Source organism: bacterium SCSIO 12827 (assembly GCA_024397995.1).
GTDB lineage: Bacteria > Pseudomonadota > Alphaproteobacteria > Rhodospirillales > Casp-alpha2 > UBA1479.
Genome location: CP073746.1, coordinates 3,458,387 through 3,483,757 on the forward strand (window position 1 = coordinate 3,458,387; position 25,371 = coordinate 3,483,757).

The following is a 25,371-nucleotide window of genomic DNA, read 5'->3' on the forward strand; positions in this document are numbered from 1 at the left end:
ACCGTCCAGACGCTGAAGATAGGGCGTGAGTTCCGCCATAAGCCGATCAATCACCCCGGCTTCCGCCTGGGCGAATATGCGGGCGCGAGCGGCAAAGGCCTCGGCCTCACCGGCATCGTCCAGCAGACGGCCCACGGCAGCACTCAAGCCCGCCCCGTCGGCGACGGGCAGGGAGGCACCGGCCGCCGCCATTCGGGCCCCCATGTCGGCGAAGTTTGTCATGCGCGGACCGTGCAGCACGGCGCAGCCGAGGCGCGCCGGCTCCAACAAATTCTGTCCGCCCTCTGCGGACAACGACTTGCCCATGAACACGACGGTAGCCAGAGTAAAGAACAGGCCCAGTTCGCCCATGGTATCGGCGATATAGACGTCCGTGCCAGTGTCGGGCAGTGTCCCCGCAGCCCGGCGCTTAACCCTGGCGCCCTGCGCGGTGAGCTGGGCCGCGATCTCGGCCCCCCGGTTCGGGTGGCGCGGCACGATGATGGTCAACAGCCCCGGATGGGTGGCCGCTTGGTCCTGATGGACCCGCCAGGCGATGTCTTCCTCGCCCGCCCAGGTGCTGGCCGCGAGCCACAGGGGACGGCCCGCCGTGGCGGCGCGCATATCCGCCAATCGCGCCGCATCTGCGGGCAGCGGGTCGGCCGCGAACTTCAGGTTCCCCACACTGCGCGCACCCGGTGCACCCAGGGCCCGCAAGCGCTCGGCATCGCCTTCCGTCTGGCCTAGGCAAAGCGCGAAGCCGCCGAGCAGCCCGGCGATGAATTTGGGGGCGCGGGACCAGCCCTTGAAGGAACGTGGTGAAATGCGCCCGTTGACCAGAACCAGCGGATTGCCCCGTACAGCCGTTTCCGAAATCAGGTTGGGCCAGAATTCCGATTCCGCCCAAAGGGTCAGGTTCGGCCGCCAATGATCGAGAAACCGGCGAACGTAAGCCATGCGGTCGACCGGCACATACTGATGAACCGCCCCCTTGGGCAGACGGTCGGCCAGCATACGGGCCGAGGTCACCGTCCCCGTGGTGACCAGGATGTTGGCGGCAGGCACTGCCGTCTTCAGACGGGCGATCAGGGTCAGCAGCGACATCGCCTCGCCCACGCTGGCGCCGTGCAGCCAGATCAATGGACCGTCGGGGCGCGCCAGGGCAGCCCGCCCCAGCCGTTCATTGAAGCGGTGGGGATCTTCCTTTCCAGCCTTGATCCGCCGGCCCAGGTAGATATGGATCACGGGCGCGCCCAGGGTCGTCAGGAAACGATAGAGGCCGAGCATCACGGGGTCTCCTCGGCCATGGCGGGTTCGACCGGCACACGCCCGGTCAGACGGTCGGCTTCGGCAGTGATGGCGTTGAGCGCGTCTTCGACCCGCGTTCGGGCCATGTTCATTTGCTCGGCATCGGCGTCGCGGGCAACCTCGATGGGATCGCCCCAGACGATCACCCCCCGCCCGAATGGCCAGGCGACCAGGAATCGGTCCCAGCTTTGCAGCACCTTGCCCCGCGCCGCACCAAAGGTCGCCGGGATGATCGGCGCACCCGACAGCCGGGCCAGGGCCACGGCGCCGTCGGTGGCCCGCATGCGGGGGCCGCGTGGACCGTCCGGCGTGATACCGACACAGTCGCCTGCCTTCAATGCCTTGACCATGGCCCGCAGCGCCTGGGCGCCGCCTTTTGATGACGACCCCGCCACGGTTTTGATGCCGAAATGGCCCACCGTGCGGGCGATGATCTGACCGTCGCGGTGTTGGGAAATCAGCATGTGGATCGTCTTATCGCGGGGCCAGCAGTGAGGCATCATCAGAAGGCGGCCGTGCCAGAAACACAGAATGAACGGCGTGCCCGCCGCCCAATGGGCGCGGGCGGCATCACCGCCGATGACCTGCCAGCGGCCCGTGGCATGAACTAGGCGGATATAGAGCGAGCCCAGCCAGCACAACGCCCGGCGCAATCCGTCGCTTTTCAGGATTCGTTTCAACATGGCGGGATCACCGGCCCGGGCCGGTTACCGTCCCGCCGCCTGGCGGGCGGCGTCCGGACCGTTCCCCGGGGCATCGCCGGCGAACTGCAATTCGTAGAGATGCTTATAATGGCCGCCGCGCGCCAACAGTTCCGCGTGGCTGCCCTGTTCCGCGACCCGGCCGTCGACGATCACGCAGATCAGGTCGGCGCGAACCACCGTCGACAGGCGGTGGGCGATGACCAGGGTCGTACGGTCGGTCATCAATGCGTCAAGCGCGGCCTGTACCTGGCGTTCGGATTCCGTATCAAGGGCCGACGTCGCCTCGTCGAGCAGCAAGATCGGCGCGTTCTTCAGCATCGCCCGGGCAATCGCCAGACGCTGACGCTGGCCGCCGGAAAGCTTGACCCCCTGTTCACCCACCAGGGTGTCATAGCCGTCGGGCAATTCCGCGATGAAGTCGTGGGCGGCGGCGTTCCTGGCCGCTTCGATAATCTCGTCCTCGCTCGCCCCGGCGCGGCCATAGGCGATATTGGCGCGCACGGTATCGTCGAACAGGGTGACTTCCTGGCTGACCAGGGCCATGGCGCCGCGCAGGGATGCGAAGGTCAGGCCACGCACATCCTCGCCATCGACCAGCACCGCCCCCTCGGCGACATCGTAGAACCGGGGGATCAGGTTGAGGATCGTCGACTTGCCCGCCCCGGACGGCCCGACCAGGGCCACGGTCTTGCCCGCCGGCACGGTCAGGGACAGATCGTTGAGGGTCACCCGATCCTGGGTATAGGCGAACCCGACATTACGGAACTCGACCGCACCCTTGACCGGTGTCTGCAGGTCACGGGCATCGGGCGTTTCCTGGATCGCCGGTTCCATGTCGAGCATCTGAAACAGGCGGTCGGCGCCGGCCAGGCCCTGCTGCAAAGCGGCGTTCAGATTGGCCAGCCGCTTCATGGGCTCATAAGCCAGCAACAGCGCCGTGATGAAGGAAAAGAACGACCCCGCATCCGTATTGCCGTGGATCACCCGGTAGCCGCCGTAGAAGATGACGATGCCGACGGCGACACCGCCCAGGGTTTCCATGATCGGGCTGGAAAGCGCCCGGGTGCGTTCGGCCTTCATGGTCAGATTGAATACGCGTTCGACGATTTCGCTGACGCGGCCGCGCTCGTAAGCTTCCATGGAGTAGGCCTTGACCACACGGATGCCCTGGATGGTCTGTTCCAGCAGGGTCGTGAACAGGCCCATTTCACGTTGCGTGTTGGCGGTCACCTTACGCATGCGGCGGCCCAGCTTGACGATGGGCAACAACGCGGCGGGGAAGATGATGAAGGCGATGAGCGCCAACCGCCAGTCCTGGTAGAAGGTGACGCCGATCAGGCCGATCAAGGTCATCGCGTCCTTGCCGAGCGAGACCCAGGCGTTGGACACCGCCCCCCGCATCTGGTTGATGTCGACCAGAAAGCGCGAGATCAGCCCGCCCGTGTTGGAATCCTGAAAGAACTTAACATCCATGCGCGACAGCTTGTCGAACAGGCGGTTCTGATTGTCGGTGACGATGCGGAGCCCCACATAGGCCATCAACGTCGCCTGCCCGTAATTGGCCAGGCCCTTGATGATGAACACGGCAAACACGGCCAAGCCCACGGGCATCAGCATGGATTCGTCACGATTGACGAAGATATCGTTGACCACCGGTTCCATCAGCCAGGCGCTGGCCGCCGTCGCCGCCGCCATCAGCGCCATGCAGGCCAATGCTGCGAAGAACCAGCGCGCGTAGCCGCGCATGCTTTCGCGGAACAGCCGGCCGAGCAGGCTTGCCGTGGAGGCGTGGACGGGGGAATGGGTGTCGATGGCGGACGCCACGGGCCTCGGGTCCTTCCGAAGGTTCCTGGGACAGGGTCGGACCTTTTACCACGTAGCCTTTGAAAGGCCAAGAATCCCGCGTGATTTCAGGGATTTATAAGACTGTTCTAAAGGCCTCAGCGAAACACGTGCAGATTGCCCTCGAACTGGTCGAAACTGGCATCCCAGGAATACTTCAACGCGTGATTGCGGCAGGCTTCGGCAGGAATCGCGAGGGCCGCCTTGACCGCCGCCGCCAGATCGTTGGACAGCACCCCAGCCCCCGACTGGCTGACCACGTCCAATGGCCCCGGCACGGGATAGGCCGCGACGGGCACGCCGGACGCCATGGCCTCCAGCAGGACCAGACCGAAGGTGTCGGTCCGGGACGGAAACACGAAAACATCGGCAGCGGCGAAATATTTCGCCAACTCCTCCCCCTCCTTCACGCCGGCGAAGCGAACAGCTGGGTATTTGCGTTTCAAGTCGTCCAGCTGCGGGCCGTCGCCGACCACGTATTTGGTGCCGGGCAGGTCGAGCTTCAAAAAGGCTTCGATGTTTTTTTCAACCGCTACCCGCCCGGTGAACAGGCTGATCGGCCGGGGAGCATCCAGGAACGCCTTGTCGCGGGGCTTGAACAAATCCGTCCACACGCCCCGCGACCAGCGCCGGACAGGCGGGCGGAAGCCCCGGGATTTCAGATCGTCCTCGATGGTCTGGGTCGCCACCATGATCGCCGAGGACGGCCCGTGAAACCATTTCATCACGGCGTAAAGCCAGCCGAGTGGCAGCGGCACCCGGGCGTGGACGTATTCGGGGAACCGCGTGTGATAGGCCGTGGTGAAGGGATAGCCCTTACGCAGACAATGGGCGCGTGCAGCAACACCCAAAGGCCCCTCGGTCGCGATGTGAATCGCTGGGGGGCGGAAATCCTCGATCATGGCCGCGACGTTGCGGCCCGGGAACAGGGCCAGCCGGATTTCCGGATAGGTCGGGCAGGGTATGGTGCGGAACTGGTCCGGCGTCACCAGACGGACCTGGTGGCCGCGCTTCTCCAGCCCCTGCCTCAGCGTGTCGAGGGTTCGGACGACACCATTGATTTGGGGAAGCCAGGCATCGGTGACGATGAGGAGTCGCATGCGTCTTCGTCCCTTAGAAAAGATAGGCCGCGCAGTTCCGCCCATTTGAGAATTTCCAGGCGCCCATCCTCGTGTTCGACCAGGGCCGTGCAGCTTTCGACCCAGTCACCGTCGTTGCAGTAGAGAATGCCGTCCATATCGCGCATTTCGGCGGTGTGGATATGGCCGCAGATCACGCCCTGCACACCCAACTTGCGCGCCTCGCCGACCACGGCGGCCTCGTAACTGGACACGAATTCGACCGCGTTCTTGACCTTGTGCTTCAGGTAGGCGGACAACGACCAGTAGGAGAACCCCAGCTTACGCCGGGCGATGTTCAGCCACAGATTCAGCATCAGCGCCGCGTTGTAGGCGTTGTCGCCAAGGAAGGCCAACCACTTGGCGTATTTCACCACGCCGTCGAACTGATCCCCGTGGATGACCATGAAGCGCCGCCCGTCGGCCATGGTGTGATAGGCCTCGTTCAGAACGGCGACCCGCCCAAAGCGATGGTTGGAGAAATCGCGGAAGTTTTCATCGTGATTACCGGGCACGTAGATGACCCGCGTGCCCTTGCGCGCCTTGCGCAGGATCTTCTGGATCACGTCGTTATGGGCCTGACGCCAATACCAGGCCCGGCGCATGCGCCAGCCGTCGATGATGTCGCCGACCAGGTAGAGGTATTTCGATTCCGTATGCTTGAGAAAATCGAGCAGCATTTCCGCCTGACAGCCCCGGGTGCCCAGATGGATGTCAGAAATCCAGATCGAGCGGAATTTGTAAGACGTTTTCCGGTTTACAGCGTTCATTTCGTCCACGGCGGTTGTTGTCGCATGGCCTATATTTAGTGGGGACTTTTATGTAATTTACCATATGTCCGCCATTACTTTCAGGTGCTGTCACCGAAACTTCACACACGCGAAATAGATTTGAAATTATAGTCGCAACAAAAGTGCCACAATCCTGGGTCTAAACGACACATCATGCCCGATTCAAACACCCTACCGGGGGAGCCGGACACGCTGATGGCCGCTCCCCGCAAGGCTCTTGTGATCTTCAACCCGACCGCGGGCGCCCGCCGGCGCGCGCGCCTGACGCGCATCCTGGAGATCATGTGGAGCCTCGGCACCGACGTCACGCTGCACGAAACCCGGGCTCGGGGCGATGCGGAACGCACCGCGCGCGAAGCATCTACCGAGGTCTATGACGTGATCGTCGCCGCCGGCGGCGACGGCACCATCAACGAGGTCATCAACGGCCTGGCGGGACGGCAGATGCCGCTGGGCATCATCCCGCTGGGCACCGCCAACGTTCTGGCCGCCGAACTGGACCTGCCGACGGATGATGTCGGTTTGGCCCGCACCATCGCCCTGGGCCGCACCCGGCCCGTCAACCTGGGCGACGTCAACGGCCGGCGCTTCGTGATGATGGCGGGCGTCGGCTTCGACGCCCATGTCGTGGCCTCGGTCGATGCGGGCCTGAAACGCCTGATCGGCAAATCGGCCTATGTGTGGGAAACCCTCCTCGGCTTCTTCCGCTACAAGTTCCGGTCCTACCGGCTGGTCGTCGACGGCATCCCCTACGACGTGGGCTCGGCCGTGTTCGCCAACGGCCATTTCTACGGCGGGCGCTTCGTCTGCGCCAAGGATGCGGCCTTGGGCGACCCGCGCCTGCATGTCTGCCTGTTCAAGTCGGTGGGGCCGTGGAGCGCGCTGCGCTACACCGCCTGGGTGGTCCTGGGCCGGCTCGACAAGCTGCCCGACTACGAGGTTATCCCCGCGACCTCGATCATCGTCGAGGGCATGGCCGGGGAGCCGGTGCAGGGCGACGGCGACATCGTCACCCGCCTGCCCCTGGACGCCCGCATCGCGAGCGAGCGCCTGAACATGCTGGTTCCGGCATAAGGTTTTTTCCAACCTTGCCCTTTGTCGCCCGGGCTGTTCCTTCCTAGACTGCGCCCAACCGCCGAAGGAGCTCCGCCATGTCCACGCCCGACCTCTATCAGGCCTTCGCCCGATACAACCGCGCCATGAACGACGCCGTCTATGCCGTCTGCGCCGATATCCCGGACGCCCTGCGCAAGGCCGACCGGGGAGCATTCTTCAAATCCGTGCACGGCACGCTCAACCATCTGATGTTCGGCGATCATGCCTGGATGAACCGGTTCGACGGCGGCAACCGCCCGGCCCCCGGCACGGGCGTGGAGTTGTTTTCCGACTTCGACGAGATGCGGGCCGCGCGGGAAACCTTGGATGATGAGATCAACGCCTGGACGGCGGCCCTGACCGATGCCTGGCTGTCGGAAACGGTGGCATGGACGTCGCGTACGGACAATCTGACCTTCAACCAGCCGCGCTGGATCCTGGTCAGCCATATGTTCAACCATCAGACCCACCACCGGGGGCAGTTGACGACGATCCTGACCCAGATGGGCCACGACGTCGGCGTCACGGATTTCCCGAAGCTGGTCTAGGGATCAGTCCTCGGCGCTGATCCGCACCACCTGCTTGCCGAAGTTCTCACCCTTGAGCATGGCGATGAAGGCGGCGGGGGCGGCGTCCAGGCCCTCGGCCACATCGATCCGGTATTTGATCTTTCCCGCCTTCAGCCAATCAATCATCTCCGCATCGAATTCGGCACGCCGGGCGGCGTGGTCGGAGACGATGAAGCCCTGCATGCGGATCGCCTTGCGCACCACATGGGTCATGTTGCGGATGCCCGGCGTCTCGTCGCGGGTCAGGTTGTACTGCGAAATCATGCCGCATTCGACGAAACGGGCGAACCGGTTGGCGGCGTCGAGGGCGGCTTCGAGGATCGGCCCGCCGACGTTGTCGAAATAGATGTCGATGCCGTCGGGGGCGGCGGCCTGAAGCGCACCCAGCACATCGTCGCCGGCGGCCCGGTAGTTGAAGGCCGCGTCGAAGCCGAGGTCGTCCGTGAGGTAGGCCACCTTGGCGTCCGTGCCCGCCGTGCCGACCACCCGGCAGCCGCGCAGGCGGCCGATCTGGCCGACGATCTGGCCGACCGCGCCCGAGGCGGCGGAGACGAACAGGGTGTCGCCCGGTTTCGGGTCGGTGAAGCCGAGCCCGACCCAGGCGGTCATCCCCGGCATGCCCAGCGCCCCCAGATGCCAAGTCAGCGGCACATCGGCGGCGGCGGGGTCGATCTTCTTCAGCCCCTTACCGCCCGGCACCAGGGTGACATCGGCCCAGTCGAGCGTGCCGAACACCAGGGTGCCTTCCGGATAATCGGCGTTCCGGGACGTCGCGACGCGGCCGATCACGCGGGCCTGCAGGGGTTCGCCGATTTGGAACCCAGCGGCATAGGACTTGGCCGCGTCCATGCGCCCCCGCATGTAGGGGTCCAAGGACATGTAGATCGCGCGCACCAGGACGTCGCCGTCGCCCACATCGGGCAGAACCGCGTCGCGAGCGGCGAAATTGTCCAGGGAGACCCAGCCCTCGGGCCGGGATTTGAAGATAATCTGGCGGTTGGTGGTCATGGTCTCTGTCCCCGTCACTTGCCGGCCACGGTCATGCCGTCGATGCGCAGGGTCGGCGCGTTTGTGCCGTACTTGAATTCCAGATCGTCGGCCGGGGTGATGGCCATGAACATGTCCTTCAGGTTGCCGGCGATGGTCAGTTCGCTGACCGGAAAGGTCAGTTCGCCGTTCTCGATCCAGAACCCGGAACAGCCCCGGGAATAATCGCCGGTCACGCCGTTCACGCCCATGCCGATCAGCTCCGTCACATACAGGCCCTGCTTGATATCCCCGATCAGGTCTTGGGGCGAAACGCTGCCCGCTTCCATGTACAGATTCGATGCCCCCGGTGACGGCGGCGACGAGGTGCCGCGCGATGCGTGGCCCGTGGTCACGAGCTTCAGTTGCCGGGCCGAGCGGCAGTCGAGAATCCAGGTCGTCAGGCGGCCGTCCTCGACCACGTTCAAGCGCCGCGTCGCCACGCCCTCGCCGTCGAAGGGTTTGGAGCGCAGGCCGCGGCGGCGATGCGGGTCGTCGACGATGGTCACGCCGTCAGCAAAAATCTGCGTGCCCATGGCGTCCTTTAGGAAGGTCGTGCCGCGGGCCACGGAAGACCCGTTGATAGCGGACGACATATGGCCCGGAATCGTATTGGCGACGCGCGGATCGAAAATCACCGGCGCCTGCTGGGTCGACACCTTCTGCGGATTGAGCCGTTTGACCGCTTTCTCACCGGCCGACCGCCCGATGGCTTCCGCATCGGCCAGGTCGCTTCCGTACACCTTGGTGTCGTAGTCGTAATCCCGTTCCATCGCCGTGCCGGTGCCGGCCAGGACCGAAACACCGATACTGTGGCGGGACGACTTACGCGTCTGTGCAAAGCCGGTGGAGGTGACAAGGGCGATCTCGCTCGACCCCCAACTGGCGCTGGCACCTTCCGAATTGGTCACGCCGGGCACGGCACGGGCCGCGTCCTCGGTCCGGGCCGCGAGCGCGATCAAATCGTCGGCCGCAGGCTCCATCGGATCGAAGTCATCGATGTCGGCAAGGTCGGTCGCCAACTGGTCCGGATCGGCGAGGCCGCAGAACGCGTCCTCGGGCACGTTACGGGCCATGGCGACGGCGCGCTCTGCCAATTCATCAAGGGCCGAATCGGACATATCCGAGGACGAAACCACCGCCTGGCGTTTGCCGACGAACACGCGAAGGCCCAGATCATTGTCCTCCGAACGCATCAAATCTTCGGGATTACCCAGCCGCTGCGACAGTGACAACGACGCCGAACGAACAAAAACCGCGTCCGCCGCATCGGCGCCCAGCGCCTCGGCCTTGCCGATAAGTGATTGAAGCCGGTCGATAATATTGCCTGTGGCGGTCATGATGTTCCGTCTTGGTTGTGGATGCAGGATGGGTTCTGGTCTTAAATATGGTCCGCAGGGGTCCTGGGGCCAGGATAATCGTGGACTGTAACACTACTTAAACTGTGGTTGTTCTGCGCCATGGGGTGCACTAGATAATTTGCAATCATGAAGTAACGGCCTCGCAGGGCGGTTCTTCAAGGCATCGACGGCCGGCGGGCGCCGGTCGTGAGCCCACATCGCAACCGCCGTTTTCATAAACGCCGGTTGAACGTCAATGGATCGCCAAAACATGTCCAACACCGCGCTTGCCGAAAAGACCTCCGACCCCTCCCATCGTGAAACCGTCGAATCCGCCGTCGTCCGCTTTGCGGGCGACTCCGGCGACGGCATGCAGTTGACGGGCGGGCAGTTCACCCTGGCCACCGCCTTCGCCGGCAATGACCTGTCGACCTTCCCCGATTTCCCCGCGGAAATCCGCGCCCCTGCCGGCACGACCTTTGGCGTGTCGTCGTTTCAGATCAATTTCGGATCGCGCGTGATCAAGACCGCGGGCGACGCCTTCGACATGCTGATCGCCATGAACCCGGCGGCGCTGAAGGTCGAACTGCATGGCTTGAAACAAGGCGGCGTCATCATCGCCGACACCGGCAGCTTCGGCGAACGCGATCTGCGCAAGGCGGGCTATGACGCCAACCCGCTGGAAGACGGCAGCCTGGACGGCTATCACCTGGTCGCGCTGGACATCTCCAAGCTGACCATGGAAGCGGTCAAGGACACGGGCCTATCCAAGCAGGAAGCACTTCGCTGCAAGAACATGTGGACGCTGGGCTTCGTCTATTGGATGTACGGCCGCGACCGCAAACCGACCGCCGACTGGCTGATCGCCAAATTCGGCAAACGCCCGGACGTCGCCGCCGCCAACGTTGCCGCCATGGACGCGGGCCATACGGTTGCCGAAACCATGGAACTGCCCGACGGCGTGCATGGCTTCCACGTCGACGCCGCCGACATCGCGCCCGGCACCTACCGCACGGTGACCGGAGCCGAGGCCCTGGCCTGGGGTCTGGCGGCGGGCACGCATTTGGCCGACATCAAAATGGTGTTCGCGTCATATCCCATCACCCCGGCGTCGCAATTGCTGCATTCGCTGTCCAAGATGATCGACCACAACGTCGTGACCTTCCAGGCGGAAGACGAAATCGCCGCCGCCTGCGCCGCCATCGGCGCGTCGTTCGGCGGATCGCTCGGCGTGACCTCGTCGTCGGGCCCGGGCATCGCGCTCAAGACCGAGGCCATCGGCCTTGCCATCTCGACGGAACTGCCGCTGATCATCGTCAACTCGCAACGCGCCGGGCCGTCCACCGGCATGCCGACCAAGACGGAACAGTCGGACCTGTACCAGGCCGTTTTGGGCCGCAACGCCGACAGCCCGCTTTGCGTGCTGGCCGCCCGTTCGCCCGCCGACTGCTTCGAGGTCGCGATCGAGGCCGTGCGCATCGCCATCAAGTACATGACGCCGGTGTTTATCCTGACCGACGGCTACATCGGCAACGCGGCCGAACCCTGGAGCATTCCGGACATCAACGATTACGCCAAAATCCCGGTCAATTTCCGCACCGACCCGGACGGCTTCCATCCCTTCCTGCGTGATGACGACACCTTGGCCCGGGTCTGGGCCGTGCCGGGCACGCCGGGGCTGGAACACCGCATCGGCGGGATCGAGCGCGATTACGATTCCGGCAACATCTCCTACGATCCCGACAACCACCAGAAAATGACCGACACCCGGTTCGCCAAGATCGAAGGCATCACCAAGGACATTCCGGCCCAAGGCGTCGAGGACGGCAACACGTCGGGCAAATTGGCCGTCGTCGGCTGGGGATCGACCTATGGGCCGATCAGCCGCGCCGTCGCCAACCTGCAGGCCGAGGGGCTGGACGTCAGCCACATCCATATCCGCCACCTCTGGCCGTTCCCGGAAAATCTGGGCGGCCTGCTGAAGGGGTTCGAGCAGGTTCTGGTGCCGGAAATGAACCATGGGCAGCTCGTCAACGTGCTGCGCGCCGAATACCTGGTGCCGGCGGAGGGCCTGAACAAGGTGTCCGGCCAGCCCTTCAAGATCACCGAAATCGAGGACGCGATCCGCGCCCGGTTGGAGAGCTAAGATGAATGTCGTCACCCCGCCTGAAAAACTGACGCCCAAGGATTTCGCCACGGACCAGGAAGTGCGCTGGTGCCCCGGCTGCGGCGATTACGCCATCCTCAAGGGCGTACAGAAGACGCTGGCCGACATCGGGGCCAGGCCCGAAAACACCGTGTTCGTATCGGGCATCGGCTGCGCCGCGCGCTTTCCTTATTACGTGAAGACCTATGGATTTCACACCATCCACGGCCGCGCCCCGGCCTTCGCCACAGGTCTGAAGCTGGCCAATCCGAACTTGGACATCTGGGTCGTGTCCGGCGACGGGGACGCCCTGTCGATCGGCGGCAACCACCTGTTCCACCTGCTGCGCCGCAACGTCGACCTGCAGTTCCTGTTGTTCAACAACGAAATCTACGGCCTGACCAAGGGTCAGTATTCGCCGACATCGCGCCAGGGCACGCGCTCGCCCTCCACCCCCTGGGGCTCGCTGGATAATCCGGCCTCTGCCACGGTGTTCGCGATCGGCGCGGGCGCGCGTTTCATCGCCCGCGGCATCGATTCCAACCAGAAACACCTGCCCGGCGTGCTGGCCCGCGCCCATGCCCACAAGGGCACGTCCTTCGTCGAAATTTTCCAGAACTGCAAGGTCTACAACGACGGCGTGTTCGAAAACTTCACGGGCCGCGACGTGGCGTCGGACCGGCAGATCTATGTCGAGCACGGCAAGCCGCTGATCTTCGGCAAGGACGGTGAAAAGGGCCTGCGCCTGAACACCCAGACCCTGGCCCTGGAAGCCGTCGTGATCGGCGAGAACGGCGTGAACGAGACCGACATCCTGGTCCATGACGAAACCAACCGGATGATCGCCACCCTGCTCGCCCATATGGAGCCGCCGGCCATGCCCGTGGCGCTGGGCGTGCTCTATTGCGCGCCGGGGCAAAGCTATGACGAGGAAGTGACCGACCTGGTCCACAGCCATACCCCGGCCGAAAAACCGGACTTCAACAAGCTGCTTCGCGCCGGGCGAACGTGGACGGTGGATTGACCTTACCGTAGGTAGGGGCTAACCAAGACGGATGACAATTTCCGTCGCCATTATCGGGTCCGGCCCTGCGGGGTTTTATACCGCCGACGCGCTCGTTAACGGCGGCTGCGACGTGCAGGTCGATATCATCGAACGCCTGCCCACGCCCTACGGCCTGATTAGGGGCGGCGTGGCACCGGACCATCAGACCACCAAAAAGGTCGCGCGCAAGTACGAACAGACGGCCCTGTTCGAGCAAGTCCGCTATTTCGGCAATGTCGAGGTCAACAAGGATGTCTCCCTTGCCGAGCTGCGCGAGATGTATGACGCGGTGGTCCTGGCCGTTGGCGCGCCCAGCGACCGCAAATTGACCATCCCAGGGTCGAACAAGGACGGCGTACACGGTTCCGCCGCCTTCGTCGGCTGGTACAACGGCCATCCCGATTTCCGCGACCTGGAGCCGAACCTCGACATCCGCGCCGCCGTCGTCATCGGCAACGGCAACGTGGCGCTGGATTGCGCCCGGGTGCTGGTGCGATCCCGCGAAGGCATGGCCGGCGCCGACATCGCCGCCCATGCCATGGAAATAATCGAGACGGCGCCCCTGACCGATGTTTACCTGACCGGCCGGCGCGGGCCGCTCGACGCCAAGTTCACCAACGTGGAACTGCGCGAACTGGCCGACCTTGAACGAGCCGTGCCGCTCGCCCGCGCCGAACAATTGCCCGACGCCGCCCCCGACGACATGGACCCGCGCGAAAAGCGCCTGGCCGAACGCAATCTGGCGAACCTGCGCGACTATGCGACGAACGATCCCGACGCCAAGCCGAAGCGTATTCATTTCGAGTTCTTCGCCCAGCCCGTGGCGATCCTGGGGGATCAGCGGGTCGAGGCCGTATGCTTCGAGCGCACCCGCGTCGTCGACGGCCGCGCCGAGGGCACGGGCGAAATGTTCGAAATTCCCTGCGGCCTGGTGATCGCCGCCATCGGCTACCGGTCGGACCCCATCGAAGGGGCGCCCTTCGACGACAAGGCCGGCATCATCCCCAACCGAAACGGACGGGTCGATGACGGGCTTTATGCCGTCGGCTGGATCAAGCGCGGGCCGACGGGGGTGATTTCCTCCAACCGGCCCGACGGCGTGACCGTCGCTGAATACATCTGCGAAGACTTCAAGGACGCACCGGGAAAGCCGGGACGCGCGGCCCTGGAGCCGCTGCTTTCGGAACGCGGCGTGCGCGCCGTCAGCTTCGACGACTGGAAAAAGATCGAAGCCGCCGAGGTCGCTCGCGCCGAGGGCTCAGGCAATCCACGCGAGAAATTCGTCACTGTCCCGGAAATGTTGAAAGTGCTGGACGCCTAGGGCGGGCTGCGCGATACATGGGCCGCGTCTCGGAACGGGCCGAGCGAACCAGGAACGACACTCCATGACTGACGGATACGCCGGAGACATTACACCCAAGGACGCCTGGGACCTTCTTCAGAAGGACCCCAAGGCCGTGCTGGTCGATGTGCGCACCCATGCGGAATGGGCCTACGTTGGCCTGCCCGACCTGTCGCCGCTGGGCAAGGAATTGCGGATGATTTCCTGGGTTCTGTTTCCCAAGGGTGACGTCAATCCGGAATTCACGGACGACCTGGAAGACCAGGTCGTCGACAAGGACGCGACCGTGCTGTTCCTGTGTCGTTCGGGCGTGCGCTCCATCGCCGCCGCCAAGGCCGCGACGGAAGCGGGCTATGCCAAGTCCTATAACATCCTGACCGGCTTCGAAGGCGACAAGGACGGCGCCAATCACCGCGGCACCATGGGTGGCTGGAAAGTCGACGGCCTTCCCTGGGTACAGAAGTAGTCCCTCTCTTGGCTGCCCTCTAAGAGGGTCAGCCGTTGGCCGCCTTCAGCCCCCGCGCCAAATCTTCCTTCAGATCCTCGACGTCCTCCAACCCGACCGACAGCCGGATCAGCCCGTCGCCGATGCCGAGTGCGGCGCGGTCTTCCGGCGTCAGGCGCTGATGGGTCGTGGTCGCCGGATGGGTCGTGAGCGACTTGGTGTCGCCCAGGTTGTTGGAAATATCGACCAGGTTGAGCGCGTTGAGAAAGCGGAACGCAGCCGCCTTACCGCCGGCCAGTTCGAACGACAGCATGGTCGATCCGCCGGACATCTGCTGCATGGCGAGGGCGTGCTGCGGATGGGATTTCAAGCCCGGGTAGAGCACCTTGACGATGCCTGTCCGGCCTTCGAGGAATTCGGCCAGGGCGCGGGCGTTGGCGCAGTGCTGGCGCACGCGGATGTTGATCGTCTCCAGCCCCTTCAGCATGGTCCAGGCGTTGAACGGGCTCATGGCCGGGCCGGTATGGCGCATCCAGGGCACCAGATGGTCCGTGTAATAGGCTTCGTCATTGGTCAAAAGCGCGCCGCCCATGCAGCGGCCCTGGCCATCGACATGTTTGGTGGTCGAATACATCACGATGTCGGCGCCAAGGGTCAGCGGCTTCTGCAATACCGGCGTGGCGAACACGTTGTCGACGATCAGCCGCCCGCCGGCCTTGTGGGTCAGGTCGGCCACGGCCTTGACGTCGATGATATCGAGACAGGGATTGGACGGCGTTTCCAGGAACACGGCGACGGTCGGTTTGGACAAGGCCGCTTCCCATTGGGCCAGGTCCGTGCCGTCGACCAGGACCGTCTCGACCCCGTATTTCGGCAGCAGGTCCTGAACCACGTAAAGGCAGGAGCCGAACAAGGCCCGCGACGCGACGACCCGGTCACCGGCCTTCACGAAGCTGGCGAGCGAGGCGAACATGGCCGCCATGCCGCTGCCGAAGGCCATGCCGAACTTGGCCCCTTCCAACAGCGCCATGCGACGTTCGAACATGCAGACGGTCGGGTTGGCGTAGCGCGAATAGATGTAGCGCTCGATCTCGCCCTTGAAGGACTGTTCCGCCTGTTCCGCCGAGGCATAGACATAACCCGAGGTCGCGAAGATGGCTTCGGACGTTTCCTCGAAATTGGAACGAAAGGTGCCGCCGCGCACCATCTGGGTCGCCGGGCGCCAGGTTTCGGGATTGTTGTTGTCGTCGGTCATCTCACGCTCTCTTCATCATTCCAGGCAGGCTGCATTACAGGTTCGGCCCGGCCATAAAAAACCCCGACCGCTAAGAATTAAGGGTCAGGGCGAGAACGCCACAGACCGTTTAGCGGGATTTTTAACGTGGCCGCAAGCTGGTCGAACAAATCACCACGAAGCTGAAAAATACAGCCGCCCCGGAAAACGTCAAGGGCCAATGGGGCCCGCAAGTGTCTCGGCATGGACGGCGGCGCACGGTATGTTGCCAGCATTCTGAAGGAGCATACCGTGCCAGACGATCAACCGCCGCTGTCCGGTGCCTGCCGTTGCGGCAACACCACGTTCGACGTTTCCGCCCCCGCCGTGATGACGTCGGCCTGTCATTGCCGGGGCTGCCAACGCATGAGCGCCAGCGCCTACTCCCTGTCCGCCCTGTTCCCGACCACGGCCTTTCGGGTCACCAAGGGCACACCGGTCAAGGGCGGCATCCAGGGCCCCGACCTGGACCACTATTTCTGTCCGGATTGCAAAACCTGGATGTTTACCCGGATCACGGCCCTGCCCGAACTGGTCAATGTCCGCCCGACCCTGTTCCAAGACCCCGTCTGGACCAAGCCGTTCATCGAGACCATGACGGCGGAAAAATTGCCCTGGGCCGACACGCCGGCAAGGCGCAGTTATGCGGGATATCCCCCGCCCGAGGAATTCACGCAACTGCTGGCGGATTTCGCGGCGGCGCATTGAACGGCCGTGTGCGGGACGATTGAACGCCGTCTGAAAAATGACCGTTTGCAGCCGGTCAAAGGTCCGGCGTCGGCTTGCCGTCCGCCGATTTTGAAATCACCCGGCGCATGCGCTTGACGCCGTACCAGATGCTGGCGACCACAGGCACGAAGGCGACCAGGACGACGACATAGGGATCAAAGTGCGACAGCCCCGCCGTCTTCGCCCCCTTGGCCAGGTAGGATACCAGCGACAACAGGTAATAGCTGATGGCGACGACGGAGAGCCCTTCGACCGTTTCCTGCAGGCGCAGCTGCAGGCGCGCGCGGCGGTTCATGGATTCCAGAAGGTCGCGGTTCTGGGCCTCCAGCGCGACGTCGACCCGGGTCCGCAGCAGCGAGGTCGCGCGCGAAATACGGCCCGACAGGCTTTCCACCCGCGTCGCCAGGTTTTCACAGGATTCCATGGCCGGGGCGAAGCGGCGATCGAGGAAATCCATGGCCGGCGGCACGCCTTCCATGCGTTCCTCGCGCATCGACGCCATGCGCCGCTTGATCAGTTCATGATAGGCGCGGGCGGCGGCGAAGCGATAGGCGGTCGCCACGTTGACGGCCTCGGTCTCGGCGGCCAGGGCCGATAGATCGTCGAGCAGCTGACGTTCGTCCTCGACTGCTTCGCGCGTACCCAGCCGCGCGATGATGCCGCCCAGTTTGGTTTCCACCGCCGTCAGGCGCGGGCGCGATTCCTTGGCCAGCGGAAAGGCCAGCATGGCCATCATACGGTAGGTCTCGATCTCCAACATACGCTGGACCAGCCGGCCCAGGGTCGGCGGCGTAATTTCGCCGACATTGAACAGAAACCGGGTGAAGCCGTCCGAGTGAAGCTGGAAATCCGTCCACAGCCAGGCGCTGCCGCCGGACACGATGGAGCCGTTCAACGGATTGTTGTCGAACAGCCCGGCCAGGTCGGAGGGCGTGCGATGGCTGCCCTGGCCCGTTTCCACCGCCACATGGCAGGCGGCGATGACCTGGCCCGGCAGGTTCGTCAGCCAATCCTTGGGCAGGCCGTCCACGGCCGTTCCCTTGAACGGCTGTGCAAAGGCGCCTGGGCGGATGATGGTGAAGGTGGAGAATTCCGTATGGCGTTCCCAGGTCAGGCGGATTTCGCCCAGGTCGGCGGAAAAATGGGTCGCGTCCGCCGACGGCGGGGAGACCCGGAAGTGCTTGCAGAGCGCTTCCAGATGGGCGACGTGGGGCGCCATGCCGTCCTCGCCCGAAATCAGGGCGATGTGCGAGACCTGTACGGGGGCCGCCAGATTGGCCGGCGGGCGGGCGTGAATTTCTTCCGCGAGCGCGCGGCGCAGGGGATGTTCCTTGAACATGGTCACCCGTATACTCGAAAATACCTTCTACGATCCCTATATAACCAGGACAGGGGCGTTTCGCGCCCATTAAATTTCAACGCCGCCGCTTCGCCCCGCCGCTTAACCCCAAGGGATGCCATGACCGATCTTGCCGCCACCGACGACCTGTTCTTCAACCGTACCGGCATGGACCGGGACCGCGTGCAAGGCATGCTGGACGACGCCCTGACCGGCATGGACGACGGAGAGCTGTTCCTGGAATACCGGCAATCTGAAAGCCTGGTGCTCGACGACGGCCAGATCAAAACCGCCAATTTCGACACGGCCCAGGGCTTCGGCCTGCGCGCCATCGCGGGCGAAAGCACGGGATATTCCCATGCCTCCGAACTGTCGGAAGCCGCCATCGGCCGCGCTGGGGAGACGGTGAAGGCCGTGCGCCGGGGCCATACGGGCAGCCTCGCCGCCGCCCCGAACGGCACCAACCGGGCGCTGTACATGGAAGACAATCCCCTGGCCCTGGTCGATTTTCAGGAAAAGGTCGACCTGCTGCGCGCCATCGACGCCTATGCCCGCGCCAAGGACCCCCGCGTGCGCCAGGTCTCGGCCTCGATCCTCGGCAATTGGCAGGCGGTGCAGATCCTGCGCTCGGGCGGTCATCGGGTCGCCGACATCCGCCCCTTGGTGCGCATGAACGTCTCCGTCGTGCTGGAACAGGACGGCCGCATGGAAACGGGCGGCTACGGCGTCGGCGGCCGCGTGACCTATGAACGCTACATGGATGCGGCCAGTTGGAAAGCGGTGGTCGACGAGGCCTTCCGCCAGGCCGAGGTCAACCTGCAATCCGTCCCCGCCCCCGCCGGCGAGGTTCCCGTGGTCCTGGGCCCGGGCTGGCCCGGCATTTTGCTGCACGAAGCCATCGGCCATGGCCTGGAAGGTGACTTCAACCGCAAGAAGACATCCGTGTTTTCCGGATTGATGGGTGAGCGCGTGGCCGCCAAGGGTGTGACCGTGGTCGACGACGGCACCATCCAGGACCGGCGCGGCTCCCTCACCATTGACGACGAAGGCACGCCCGCCGAAAACACCGTGCTGATCGAAGACGGCATCCTGAAAGGCTACATGCAGGACCGTACCAACGCGCGGCTCATGGGCATGGCGCCCACGGGCAACGGGCGGCGCCAAAGCTACGCCCATCAGCCCCTGCCGCGCATGACCAATACCTACATGCTGGGCGGCGACAAGGACCCCAAGGAGATTTTGGCCTCGGTCAAGAAAGGCGTCTACGCCGTCAGCTTCGGCGGCGGTCAGGTCGACATCACGTCGGGCAAGTTCGTGTTTTCCTGCACGGAAGCCTACGAGATCGAAAACGGCAAGGTCGGCCGCCCCCTGAAAGGGGCGACCCTGATCGGCGACGGCAAGGACGTGTTGAACCACGTCGGCATGGTCGGCAACGACATGGAAATGGACCCGGGCATCGGCACCTGCGGCAAGGACGGCCAGGGCGTGCCCGTCGGCGTCGGCCAGCCAACGCTGCTGGTCAATCAGCTGACGGTGGGCGGCACCGGGGCGTAGTCCTTTGAATTCGTATTAGCTTTTGCGTCAGGCGCTCTGCGCCAGATCCTCGCCCTTGAGCGCCCGGTCGATCAGGGCGACCGTTTCATTGACGCCGTAAAGCGCGATGAAGGAGCCCATGCGGGGGCCCTGGGACTGGCCGAGCAGGGTTTCATAAAGCGCCTTGAACCAGTCGCGCAGGTTCTCGAACCCGTGACGCTTGCCGACCTCGTAGACCTGGGTCTGCAACTCTTCGGCTTCGGCCGTCGCGTCCATGGCCTTGAGCGTGTCGGCCAGGTCCTGAAGGGCCGCGCGTTCGGTTTCCGTCGGCGGACGGTAGACCTTGGCCGGCTTGATGAAATCCCGATAGTAGGCGATGGCCGTGCCGACCAGCCCGTCGATGAACGGCGCGTTTTCCGCCGTCAGGTCCGGGCGGTAGCGTGAAATGAAATGCCAGAGCACGTCCTTGTCCTCGGTCCCGCACACGCCCGCGAGGTTCAGGAGGATCGAATAGCTGAGCGCCGCCTGGGGGGCGGGCGGATTGCCGGAATGGATGTGCCAGACCGGATTGGCGAGCTTCTGCGCGTCGTCCTGGCCCGGATAGGCGGAGAGGTGCGACAGATAGTCGTCGACGTTCTTGGGAATGACGTCGAAATGCAGGCGCTTGGCCGTCTTGGGCTTCTGGAACATGAACAGGGACAGGCTTTCCGGCGGCGCGTAGGCCAGCCATTCTTCCATGGTCAGGCCGTTGCCGCGGGATTTGGAAATCTTCTCGCCGTTTTCATCGAGGAATAGCTCATACGTGAAGCCCTTGGGCGGCTTGCCGCCCAGGATGCGGCAGATAGCGCCCGACTGCTTCACGGATTCGATCAGATCCTTGCCCGACATTTCGTAATCGACGCCCAGCGCCGTCCAACGCATGGCCCAGTCGGGCTTCCACTGCAGTTTGCAATGGCCGCCGGTGACAGGGGTTTCAAGCTTCTCACCGTCTTCGTTTTCGTAAACGATGGTGCCGGCATCGGGGTTGGTTTCCAACACGGGGGCCAACAGCACGCGCCCGGTCTTGGGACAAACAGGCAGGAAGGGGCTGTAAGTCACGCGCCGTTCTTCGCCCAGCGTCGGGATGATGACCTTCATTACCGCGTCATAACGTTGCAGCAGGGTCAGCAGCGTGGCATCGAAATCCCCCGCCTTGTAGCACTCGGTCGAGCTTTTGAATTCGTAGTCGAAGCCGAAGCCGTCAAGAAACGCGCGCAGCCGCGCGTTGTTGTGATGGCCCATGCTTTCGTGGGTGCCGAAGGGATCGGGGATCGAGGTCAGGGGCTTGCCCAGGTTTTCCGTCAACATGTCCTGGTTGGGCAGGTTTTCCGGCACCTTCCTGAGCCCGTCCATATCGTCCGAGAACGCGAACAGCTTGGTCGGCATGCCGGTCAGGATTTCGAAGGCGTGGCGCACCATCGTCGTGCGCGCGACCTCGCCGAAGGTGCCGATGTGCGGCAGGCCCGACGGGCCGTAGCCCGTTTCGAACAGCACATAGCCCTTTTCCGGCAGCTTGCCGCCGAGCTGTTTCAGCAGCTCGCGGGCCTCGGCAAAGGGCCAGGCGTTGGCGTTTTCGGCGATGTCGCGCAGATCGGTCATGGGTCGGGTCTCTCGGGCGGAATGGAGCGGGAACCTAACCCCGCGCCCCGCCCGGGGGCAAGCAAAGTTAGTAGGCGTACTCCGTGAACACAGGATCGATGTTGCCCTTCCAGCGGCGTTCGTAAGCGACCAGAAGCTCCTCGGCCTGGGTCATGCCGGAATCGCAGATCTGGTGCATGGGCTTCAGGAAATGGCTTTCGTCCAGGCCGACGGCGTCGAGACGGGCCCGGTTCTTCAGCCCCTGGCGGGCGATGCACAGGACTTCGCAGGCGATGTCCTTGACCTGCTTGTCGCGGAACGAGGTCTTCAGCGCCGTCTTGGGCACGTCCCGGCGCATGGCCTCGCGCTCGTCCTCGGTCCAGTCCTTGACCAGGTCCCAGGCGGCGTCGCGGGCTTCGGTATCGTACAGCAGCCCGACCCAGAAGGCCGACAGTGCGCACAGCCGGGCCCAAGGCCCACCGTCGGCACCGCGCATTTCCAGGAAGGTCTTGAGCCGCACCTCGGGGAAGGCCGTGGTCATGTGGTCTTCCCAGTCCTTCATGGTCGGCAGTTCACCCGGCAGGGCCGGCAGCCGGCCCGCCATGAAATCGCGGAACGACTGCCCGGCGGCATTGATATAGGTGCCGTCGCGGTAGACGAAGTACATGGGCACGTCGAGGATGTAGTCGACATATTGTTCGAACCCGAAGCCGTCCTCGAACACGAAGGGCAGAGTGCCGCAGCGGTCGGGGTCGACGTCGGTCCAGATGTGGGAGCGGTAGGACAGGAAGCCGTTGGGCTTGCCGTGGCGGAACGGCGAATTGGCCCAAAGCGCCGTGGCGATCGGCTGCAGCGCCAGGGCGACGCGGAACATCTGGCGCATCACCGCTTCGGAATTGAAGTCCAGGTTGACCTGCACGGTGCAGGTCGACTGCATCATCTCAAGCCCCAGGGAACCCTTGGTCGGCATGTATTCCCGCATGATCGCGTAGCGGCCCTTGGGCATCCAGGGCATGTCTTCGCGCGTCCATTTCGGATTGTAGCCCAATCCCAAGAACCCGATGCCGAGCTCACTGGCCACGTTTTTCACCTGTTTCAGATGCTCCGTCACCTCGCCGCAGGTCTGGTGGATGGTTTCCACAGGTGCCCCCGACAATTCGAGCTGCCCCGCCGGTTCAAGCGAAATCGAACTGCGGTCCGGCTTCGACAGGGCGATGACGTTGCCTTTCTCCAGCACCGGGGTCCAGCCGAAGCGGGTCAAGGCGTCGAGCATCTGGCGCACGCCCGGCTCCCCATCATAAGTCAGCGGACGCAGGGTCTTCAGATCGTAGGCGAATTTTTCGTGTTCCGTGCCGATCCGCCAGTCGCGCGCGGGCTTACAGCCCGCTTCCAGATATTCGACCAGGGTGGCCTTGTCGGTAATGGGCTGGGACTTGGGGGAACTGTCATTGGCCATGGCCGGGTCTTTCGTCGTTGGAGGGAATGGCGGCAAGAAGGAGAAGAAAAGGTCCGCCATTCCTATATTTGGTCAGGTCCAGTCGCCTACAACCGCCTGCCATACGGAAAGGGCGGCAAGGCAGGCCGTTTCGGCGCGCAGGATGCGGGGACCCAGCGTAACCGAGGTGATGAAGGGAAGCTTAGCAAACCTGTCAAGTTCCCGCGCCTGAAAGCCGCCTTCCGGGCCGACCAAAAATCCGACCGCCGCGCCCGCGGTCGCGGCAACGGCCGCAAGGGGGGCGCCGCCCCCGGTCTCGTCCAGGACGAACAGGGGCCGATCCTGGGGCCAATCGGCCAGCAGAGTATCAAGATCGGTCATGTCTGAAACCGCGGGCAGGGTCAAGCGCTCGCATTGTTCCGCCGCCTCGACCGCCTGGGCGCGGAGGCGCTCCGTATTCGTGCGCCCGGTCTGGGTATTGGCCGTGGCGACGGGCATCAGGCGCGATGCGCCCAGTTCCGTCGCCTTTTGGATGATGAAATCGGTGCCGGTCTTCTTCACCGGCGCGAAGGCGAGCCAGGGGCCCGCAGCTTCGGTCTGGTCGCGGTTTTTTTCCCGGATGGTCATCTCGGCCGCGCGTTTGTCCATGCGCGCGATCTCGGCCCGCCATTCGCCGTCACGGCCATTGAACAGCAGGACCGGATCGCCGACACCTAAGCGCATGACCCGGCCCAGGTAATGGGCTTGGTCGGCCGTCGCCTCGACGGCGGCGCCGGCCCCAAGGGGGCTGTCGACGTAGAGGCGGATCCCTGCCGCCATGGCGCTTTTCCCCTTTGAATGTCGCGGGTCCCGCCCCTATTACTTGAGGCCATGGATGAACGACAACAAGTTTCGGCCTCGGACATTCCGCCGCAAAGCTGGATTGACCGAGTCCCGGGGGAAGGCCTCAGGCCATATCTGCGCCTCGCGCGCCTGGACCGGCCGATCGGCACCTGGCTGCTGCTGCTGCCCTGCTGGTGGGCGACGGCGATGGCCGCACCGGGCTGGCCCGACCCCTGGTTCATGGCTCTGTTCGCCGTGGGGGCCCTGGTCATGCGGGGGGCGGGCTGCACCATCAACGACATCGCCGACCGGGATATCGACAAAAAGGTCGCGCGCACGGCCGATCGGCCCATCACGTCCGGCCAGATCTCGGTCGTCCAGGCGCTGGCGTTCCTGGCCCTGCAGCTTGGAATTGGGCTCGCCGTGCTGCTGCAATTCAACACCTATACGGTGACCTTGGGAGCAGCGTCGCTGCTCCTGGTCGCCCTCTATCCCTTCGCCAAGCGGGTCACCTATTGGCCGCAGTTCGTGCTCGGCCTGACTTTCAATTGGGGCGCGCTGGTCGGATGGGCCGCGGTGACGGGCGGGCTGGAGGCCCCGGCGGTACTGCTTTACGCCGCGGGCCTGCTGTGGACGATGGGCTACGACACCATCTATGCCCATCAGGACAAGGAAGACGACGTCCTGGTCGGCGTCAAGTCGACGGCCTTAAAGTTTGGTGATGCGACCCGCCCCTGGCTGGCCGCGTTCTACGGCGGCACGATCACCCTGCTGGCGGCGGCGGGCGTGCACGCGGCCCTGCACCCGATTTATTTCGCGGGTTTGGCCGTGGCAGGACTGCATCTCACCTGGCAGGTGCGCAGCCTCGATCTCGATAATGCCAAGGTCTGCCTGGCGCGGTTCAAGTCGAACCGGGATTTCGGGCTGATCGTGCTGGCCGCCATCATCGCCGGGCGGCTTCTTTCCGCCGCCGGCTGAGGCATCGGTAGAACTGCCAAGGCGTCAAAACCCAAGGTTCCTGCAGGCCAAGCACCCGCTTGACCGCCTCGACACAAGTATAGGGCCGCCAGGCCTGGGCGCGGGGCGGCGGCATGTGGGGCCGCGCCAAACGCAATCGGCAGCCCCGGCGGCGGAACACGCGCAACAGGCCCAGCAGCGGATAGGCCCCGATCGCCGAAGCGAAGGTGTAATGGGCCATGGGATCGTAATAGAGCCAATTGCCCTGCGTGCGCAGCAGCACGAAGCAGTGACGAAACCCGGGCTTCAGCAGGCGCAACCAGGGCAGGGTCGCCCGCCCGGTGAAGGCGACCACGGCCAGATCCGGGCCGGCCAGGACCTTGTCGTCGCTCATGCCAGGATGCCCTTGCGGCGCAGCACCGTCGTCATGCGGTCGAGGGCTTCGTCCCACAGGCGGGCGGGCCAGGCCTCGTCGCGCAGGCGGGCGTCGGGGGGGCGATCACGGGCGCCGAATTCCAACAAGGTGCGCAGATGCAGCGCCTTAAGCACCCGCGCCCGCACCAGGGAGACGGCGGCAAGGTAGACGTCGTCGGCTTCGCACGGTCGGGCCATGCCGCCGCCACCCTCAAACCGCTGGCCGTCGCGTCGCGCCCGATGGGCGCGCATGAACCAGAACCAGGCCTCTTCCGCCGTGTCGAAGGGCCGGACCGCGCCGGCGGGCTGGGGGCGCGGGAAATAGCGTTTGCGTTTCACGGGGGCGGCCTCCTTACGGCTTGAAATAGAAAAGAACATTTCAAGAACATATACAAATAACCAGTCTAAAATTCCCATGTCAATAATTTTTAAGGTTGATTTTCCTATATATCTTGCGAACCCATCTCACCTCAAAATCGGCTCTCTATGACGATTCGCTATG

General features: G+C 64.3%; 22 protein-coding genes, 1 pseudogene and 1 riboswitch. Of the genes and pseudogenes, 9 read left to right on the top strand and 14 right to left on the bottom strand.

The window, feature by feature from the left end; translation table 11 throughout:
* Nucleotides 1–3: 3 nt before the first annotated feature.
* The 5 genes and pseudogenes from KFF05_16170 to KFF05_16190 form a co-directional block, all read right to left on the bottom strand.
* A pseudogene (locus KFF05_16170) lies at nt 4–1,269 on the bottom strand (3-deoxy-D-manno-octulosonic acid transferase).
* Nucleotides 1,266–1,970, bottom strand: coding sequence for a lysophospholipid acyltransferase family protein (locus KFF05_16175; protein UTW51420.1), 705 nt, complete (start codon nt 1,968–1,970; stop codon nt 1,266–1,268). Before KFF05_16175 ends, KFF05_16170 begins: the two are co-directional and overlap by 4 nt.
* Before the next feature lie 24 nt (nt 1,971–1,994).
* Entirely contained in the window at nt 1,995–3,737 is a 1,743-nt protein-coding gene (locus KFF05_16180; protein UTW53758.1) for an ABC transporter ATP-binding protein, read from the bottom strand.
* Between the two features lie 194 nt (nt 3,738–3,931).
* Nucleotides 3,932–4,933: a glycosyltransferase family 1 protein gene (locus tag KFF05_16185; GenBank protein UTW51421.1), complete on the bottom strand. Its 1,002-nt coding sequence runs from the start codon at nt 4,931–4,933 to the stop codon at nt 3,932–3,934.
* Nucleotides 4,861–5,721: a UDP-2,3-diacylglucosamine diphosphatase gene (locus KFF05_16190; GenBank protein ID UTW51422.1), complete on the bottom strand. Its 861-nt coding sequence runs from the start codon at nt 5,719–5,721 to the stop codon at nt 4,861–4,863. Before KFF05_16190 ends, KFF05_16185 begins: the two co-directional genes overlap by 73 nt.
* A gap of 174 nt (nt 5,722–5,895) precedes the next feature.
* Here KFF05_16190 and KFF05_16195 point away from each other — a divergent pair, with 174 nt between their 5' ends.
* The gene (locus KFF05_16195) at nt 5,896–6,816 is read left to right on the top strand and encodes a diacylglycerol kinase family lipid kinase (GenBank protein UTW51423.1); all 921 of its coding nucleotides are present in this window, start codon (nt 5,896–5,898) and stop codon (nt 6,814–6,816) included.
* Nucleotides 6,817–6,893: 77 nt separating this feature from the next.
* Complete coding sequence (locus KFF05_16200) at nt 6,894–7,385, top strand: damage-inducible protein DinB (GenBank protein ID UTW51424.1); 492 nt, start codon at nt 6,894–6,896, stop codon at nt 7,383–7,385.
* 3 nt (nt 7,386–7,388) lie between these two features.
* Here KFF05_16200 and KFF05_16205 read toward each other — a convergent pair whose 3' ends face one another.
* Together KFF05_16205 and KFF05_16210 are read right to left on the bottom strand one after the other, a co-directional pair.
* Nucleotides 7,389–8,414: an NADP-dependent oxidoreductase gene (locus KFF05_16205; GenBank protein ID UTW51425.1), complete on the bottom strand. Its 1,026-nt coding sequence runs from the start codon at nt 8,412–8,414 to the stop codon at nt 7,389–7,391.
* 14 nt (nt 8,415–8,428) lie between these two features.
* Entirely contained in the window at nt 8,429–9,772 is a 1,344-nt protein-coding gene (locus KFF05_16210; protein UTW51426.1) for a TldD/PmbA family protein, read from the bottom strand.
* A 271-nt stretch (nt 9,773–10,043) separates the two neighbouring features.
* On the opposite strand from KFF05_16210, the gene KFF05_16215 reads away from it, so the two are divergent.
* The 4 genes from KFF05_16215 (at nt 10,044) to KFF05_16230 (ending at nt 14,771) form a co-directional block, all read left to right on the top strand.
* On the top strand, nt 10,044–11,918 hold the full coding sequence (locus KFF05_16215) for a 2-oxoacid:acceptor oxidoreductase subunit alpha (GenBank protein UTW51427.1): 1,875 nt from the start codon (nt 10,044–10,046) through the stop codon (nt 11,916–11,918).
* Nucleotide 11,919: 1 nt separating this feature from the next.
* A complete protein-coding gene (locus KFF05_16220) occupies nt 11,920–12,942 on the top strand; it encodes a 2-oxoacid:ferredoxin oxidoreductase subunit beta (GenBank protein UTW51428.1) in 1,023 nt (340 codons plus the stop codon).
* A gap of 31 nt (nt 12,943–12,973) precedes the next feature.
* A complete protein-coding gene (locus KFF05_16225) occupies nt 12,974–14,284 on the top strand; it encodes an FAD-dependent oxidoreductase (protein UTW51429.1) in 1,311 nt (436 codons plus the stop codon).
* A gap of 64 nt (nt 14,285–14,348) precedes the next feature.
* On the top strand, nt 14,349–14,771 hold the full coding sequence (locus tag KFF05_16230; GenBank protein ID UTW51430.1) for a rhodanese-like domain-containing protein: 423 nt from the start codon (nt 14,349–14,351) through the stop codon (nt 14,769–14,771).
* Between the two features lie 28 nt (nt 14,772–14,799).
* Here the strand turns inward: KFF05_16230 and metZ are convergent, their stop codons facing one another.
* On the bottom strand, nt 14,800–16,005 hold the full coding sequence (gene metZ, locus KFF05_16235) for an O-succinylhomoserine sulfhydrylase (GenBank protein ID UTW51431.1): 1,206 nt from the start codon (nt 16,003–16,005) through the stop codon (nt 14,800–14,802).
* Nucleotides 16,006–16,094: 89 nt separating this feature from the next.
* Nucleotides 16,095–16,172: riboswitch (SAM riboswitch) on the bottom strand.
* A 55-nt stretch (nt 16,173–16,227) separates the two neighbouring features.
* On the opposite strand from metZ, the gene KFF05_16240 reads away from it, so the two are divergent.
* Nucleotides 16,228–16,731, top strand: a complete 504-nt coding sequence (locus tag KFF05_16240) for a GFA family protein (GenBank protein ID UTW51432.1) — start codon at nt 16,228–16,230, stop codon at nt 16,729–16,731.
* Between the two features lie 55 nt (nt 16,732–16,786).
* Here KFF05_16240 and KFF05_16245 read toward each other — a convergent pair whose 3' ends face one another.
* Nucleotides 16,787–18,091: a DUF3422 domain-containing protein gene (locus KFF05_16245; GenBank protein ID UTW53759.1), complete on the bottom strand. Its 1,305-nt coding sequence runs from the start codon at nt 18,089–18,091 to the stop codon at nt 16,787–16,789.
* A 120-nt stretch (nt 18,092–18,211) separates the two neighbouring features.
* Here KFF05_16245 and tldD point away from each other — a divergent pair, with 120 nt between their 5' ends.
* On the top strand, nt 18,212–19,645 hold the full coding sequence (tldD, locus tag KFF05_16250) for a metalloprotease TldD (GenBank protein ID UTW51433.1): 1,434 nt from the start codon (nt 18,212–18,214) through the stop codon (nt 19,643–19,645).
* A gap of 27 nt (nt 19,646–19,672) precedes the next feature.
* On the opposite strand, the gene KFF05_16255 is transcribed toward tldD, so the two are convergent.
* The 3 genes from KFF05_16255 to KFF05_16265 form a co-directional block, all read right to left on the bottom strand.
* The gene (locus tag KFF05_16255) at nt 19,673–21,262 is read right to left on the bottom strand and encodes a lysine--tRNA ligase (GenBank protein UTW51434.1); all 1,590 of its coding nucleotides are present in this window, start codon (nt 21,260–21,262) and stop codon (nt 19,673–19,675) included.
* A gap of 67 nt (nt 21,263–21,329) precedes the next feature.
* Nucleotides 21,330–22,697 (bottom strand): glutamate--cysteine ligase, encoded by a 1,368-nt coding sequence (locus KFF05_16260; protein ID UTW51435.1) that lies wholly within the window; start codon nt 22,695–22,697, stop codon nt 21,330–21,332.
* Nucleotides 22,698–22,769: 72 nt separating this feature from the next.
* A complete protein-coding gene (locus KFF05_16265; protein UTW51436.1) occupies nt 22,770–23,495 on the bottom strand; it encodes a 16S rRNA (uracil(1498)-N(3))-methyltransferase in 726 nt (241 codons plus the stop codon).
* Between the two features lie 51 nt (nt 23,496–23,546).
* On the opposite strand from KFF05_16265, the gene KFF05_16270 reads away from it, so the two are divergent.
* Complete coding sequence (locus tag KFF05_16270; protein ID UTW51437.1) at nt 23,547–24,476, top strand: 4-hydroxybenzoate octaprenyltransferase; 930 nt, start codon at nt 23,547–23,549, stop codon at nt 24,474–24,476.
* On the opposite strand, the gene KFF05_16275 is transcribed toward KFF05_16270, so the two are convergent.
* Both KFF05_16275 and KFF05_16280 read right to left on the bottom strand, forming a co-directional pair.
* On the bottom strand, nt 24,442–24,849 hold the full coding sequence (locus KFF05_16275; GenBank protein UTW51438.1) for a hypothetical protein: 408 nt from the start codon (nt 24,847–24,849) through the stop codon (nt 24,442–24,444). The two genes, KFF05_16270 and KFF05_16275, sit on opposite strands and share 35 nt — an antisense overlap.
* Nucleotides 24,846–25,208: a hypothetical protein gene (locus KFF05_16280; protein ID UTW51439.1), complete on the bottom strand. Its 363-nt coding sequence runs from the start codon at nt 25,206–25,208 to the stop codon at nt 24,846–24,848. The genes KFF05_16275 and KFF05_16280 overlap by 4 nt, the downstream gene beginning before the upstream one ends.
* Between the last annotated feature and the right edge of the window lie 163 nt (nt 25,209–25,371).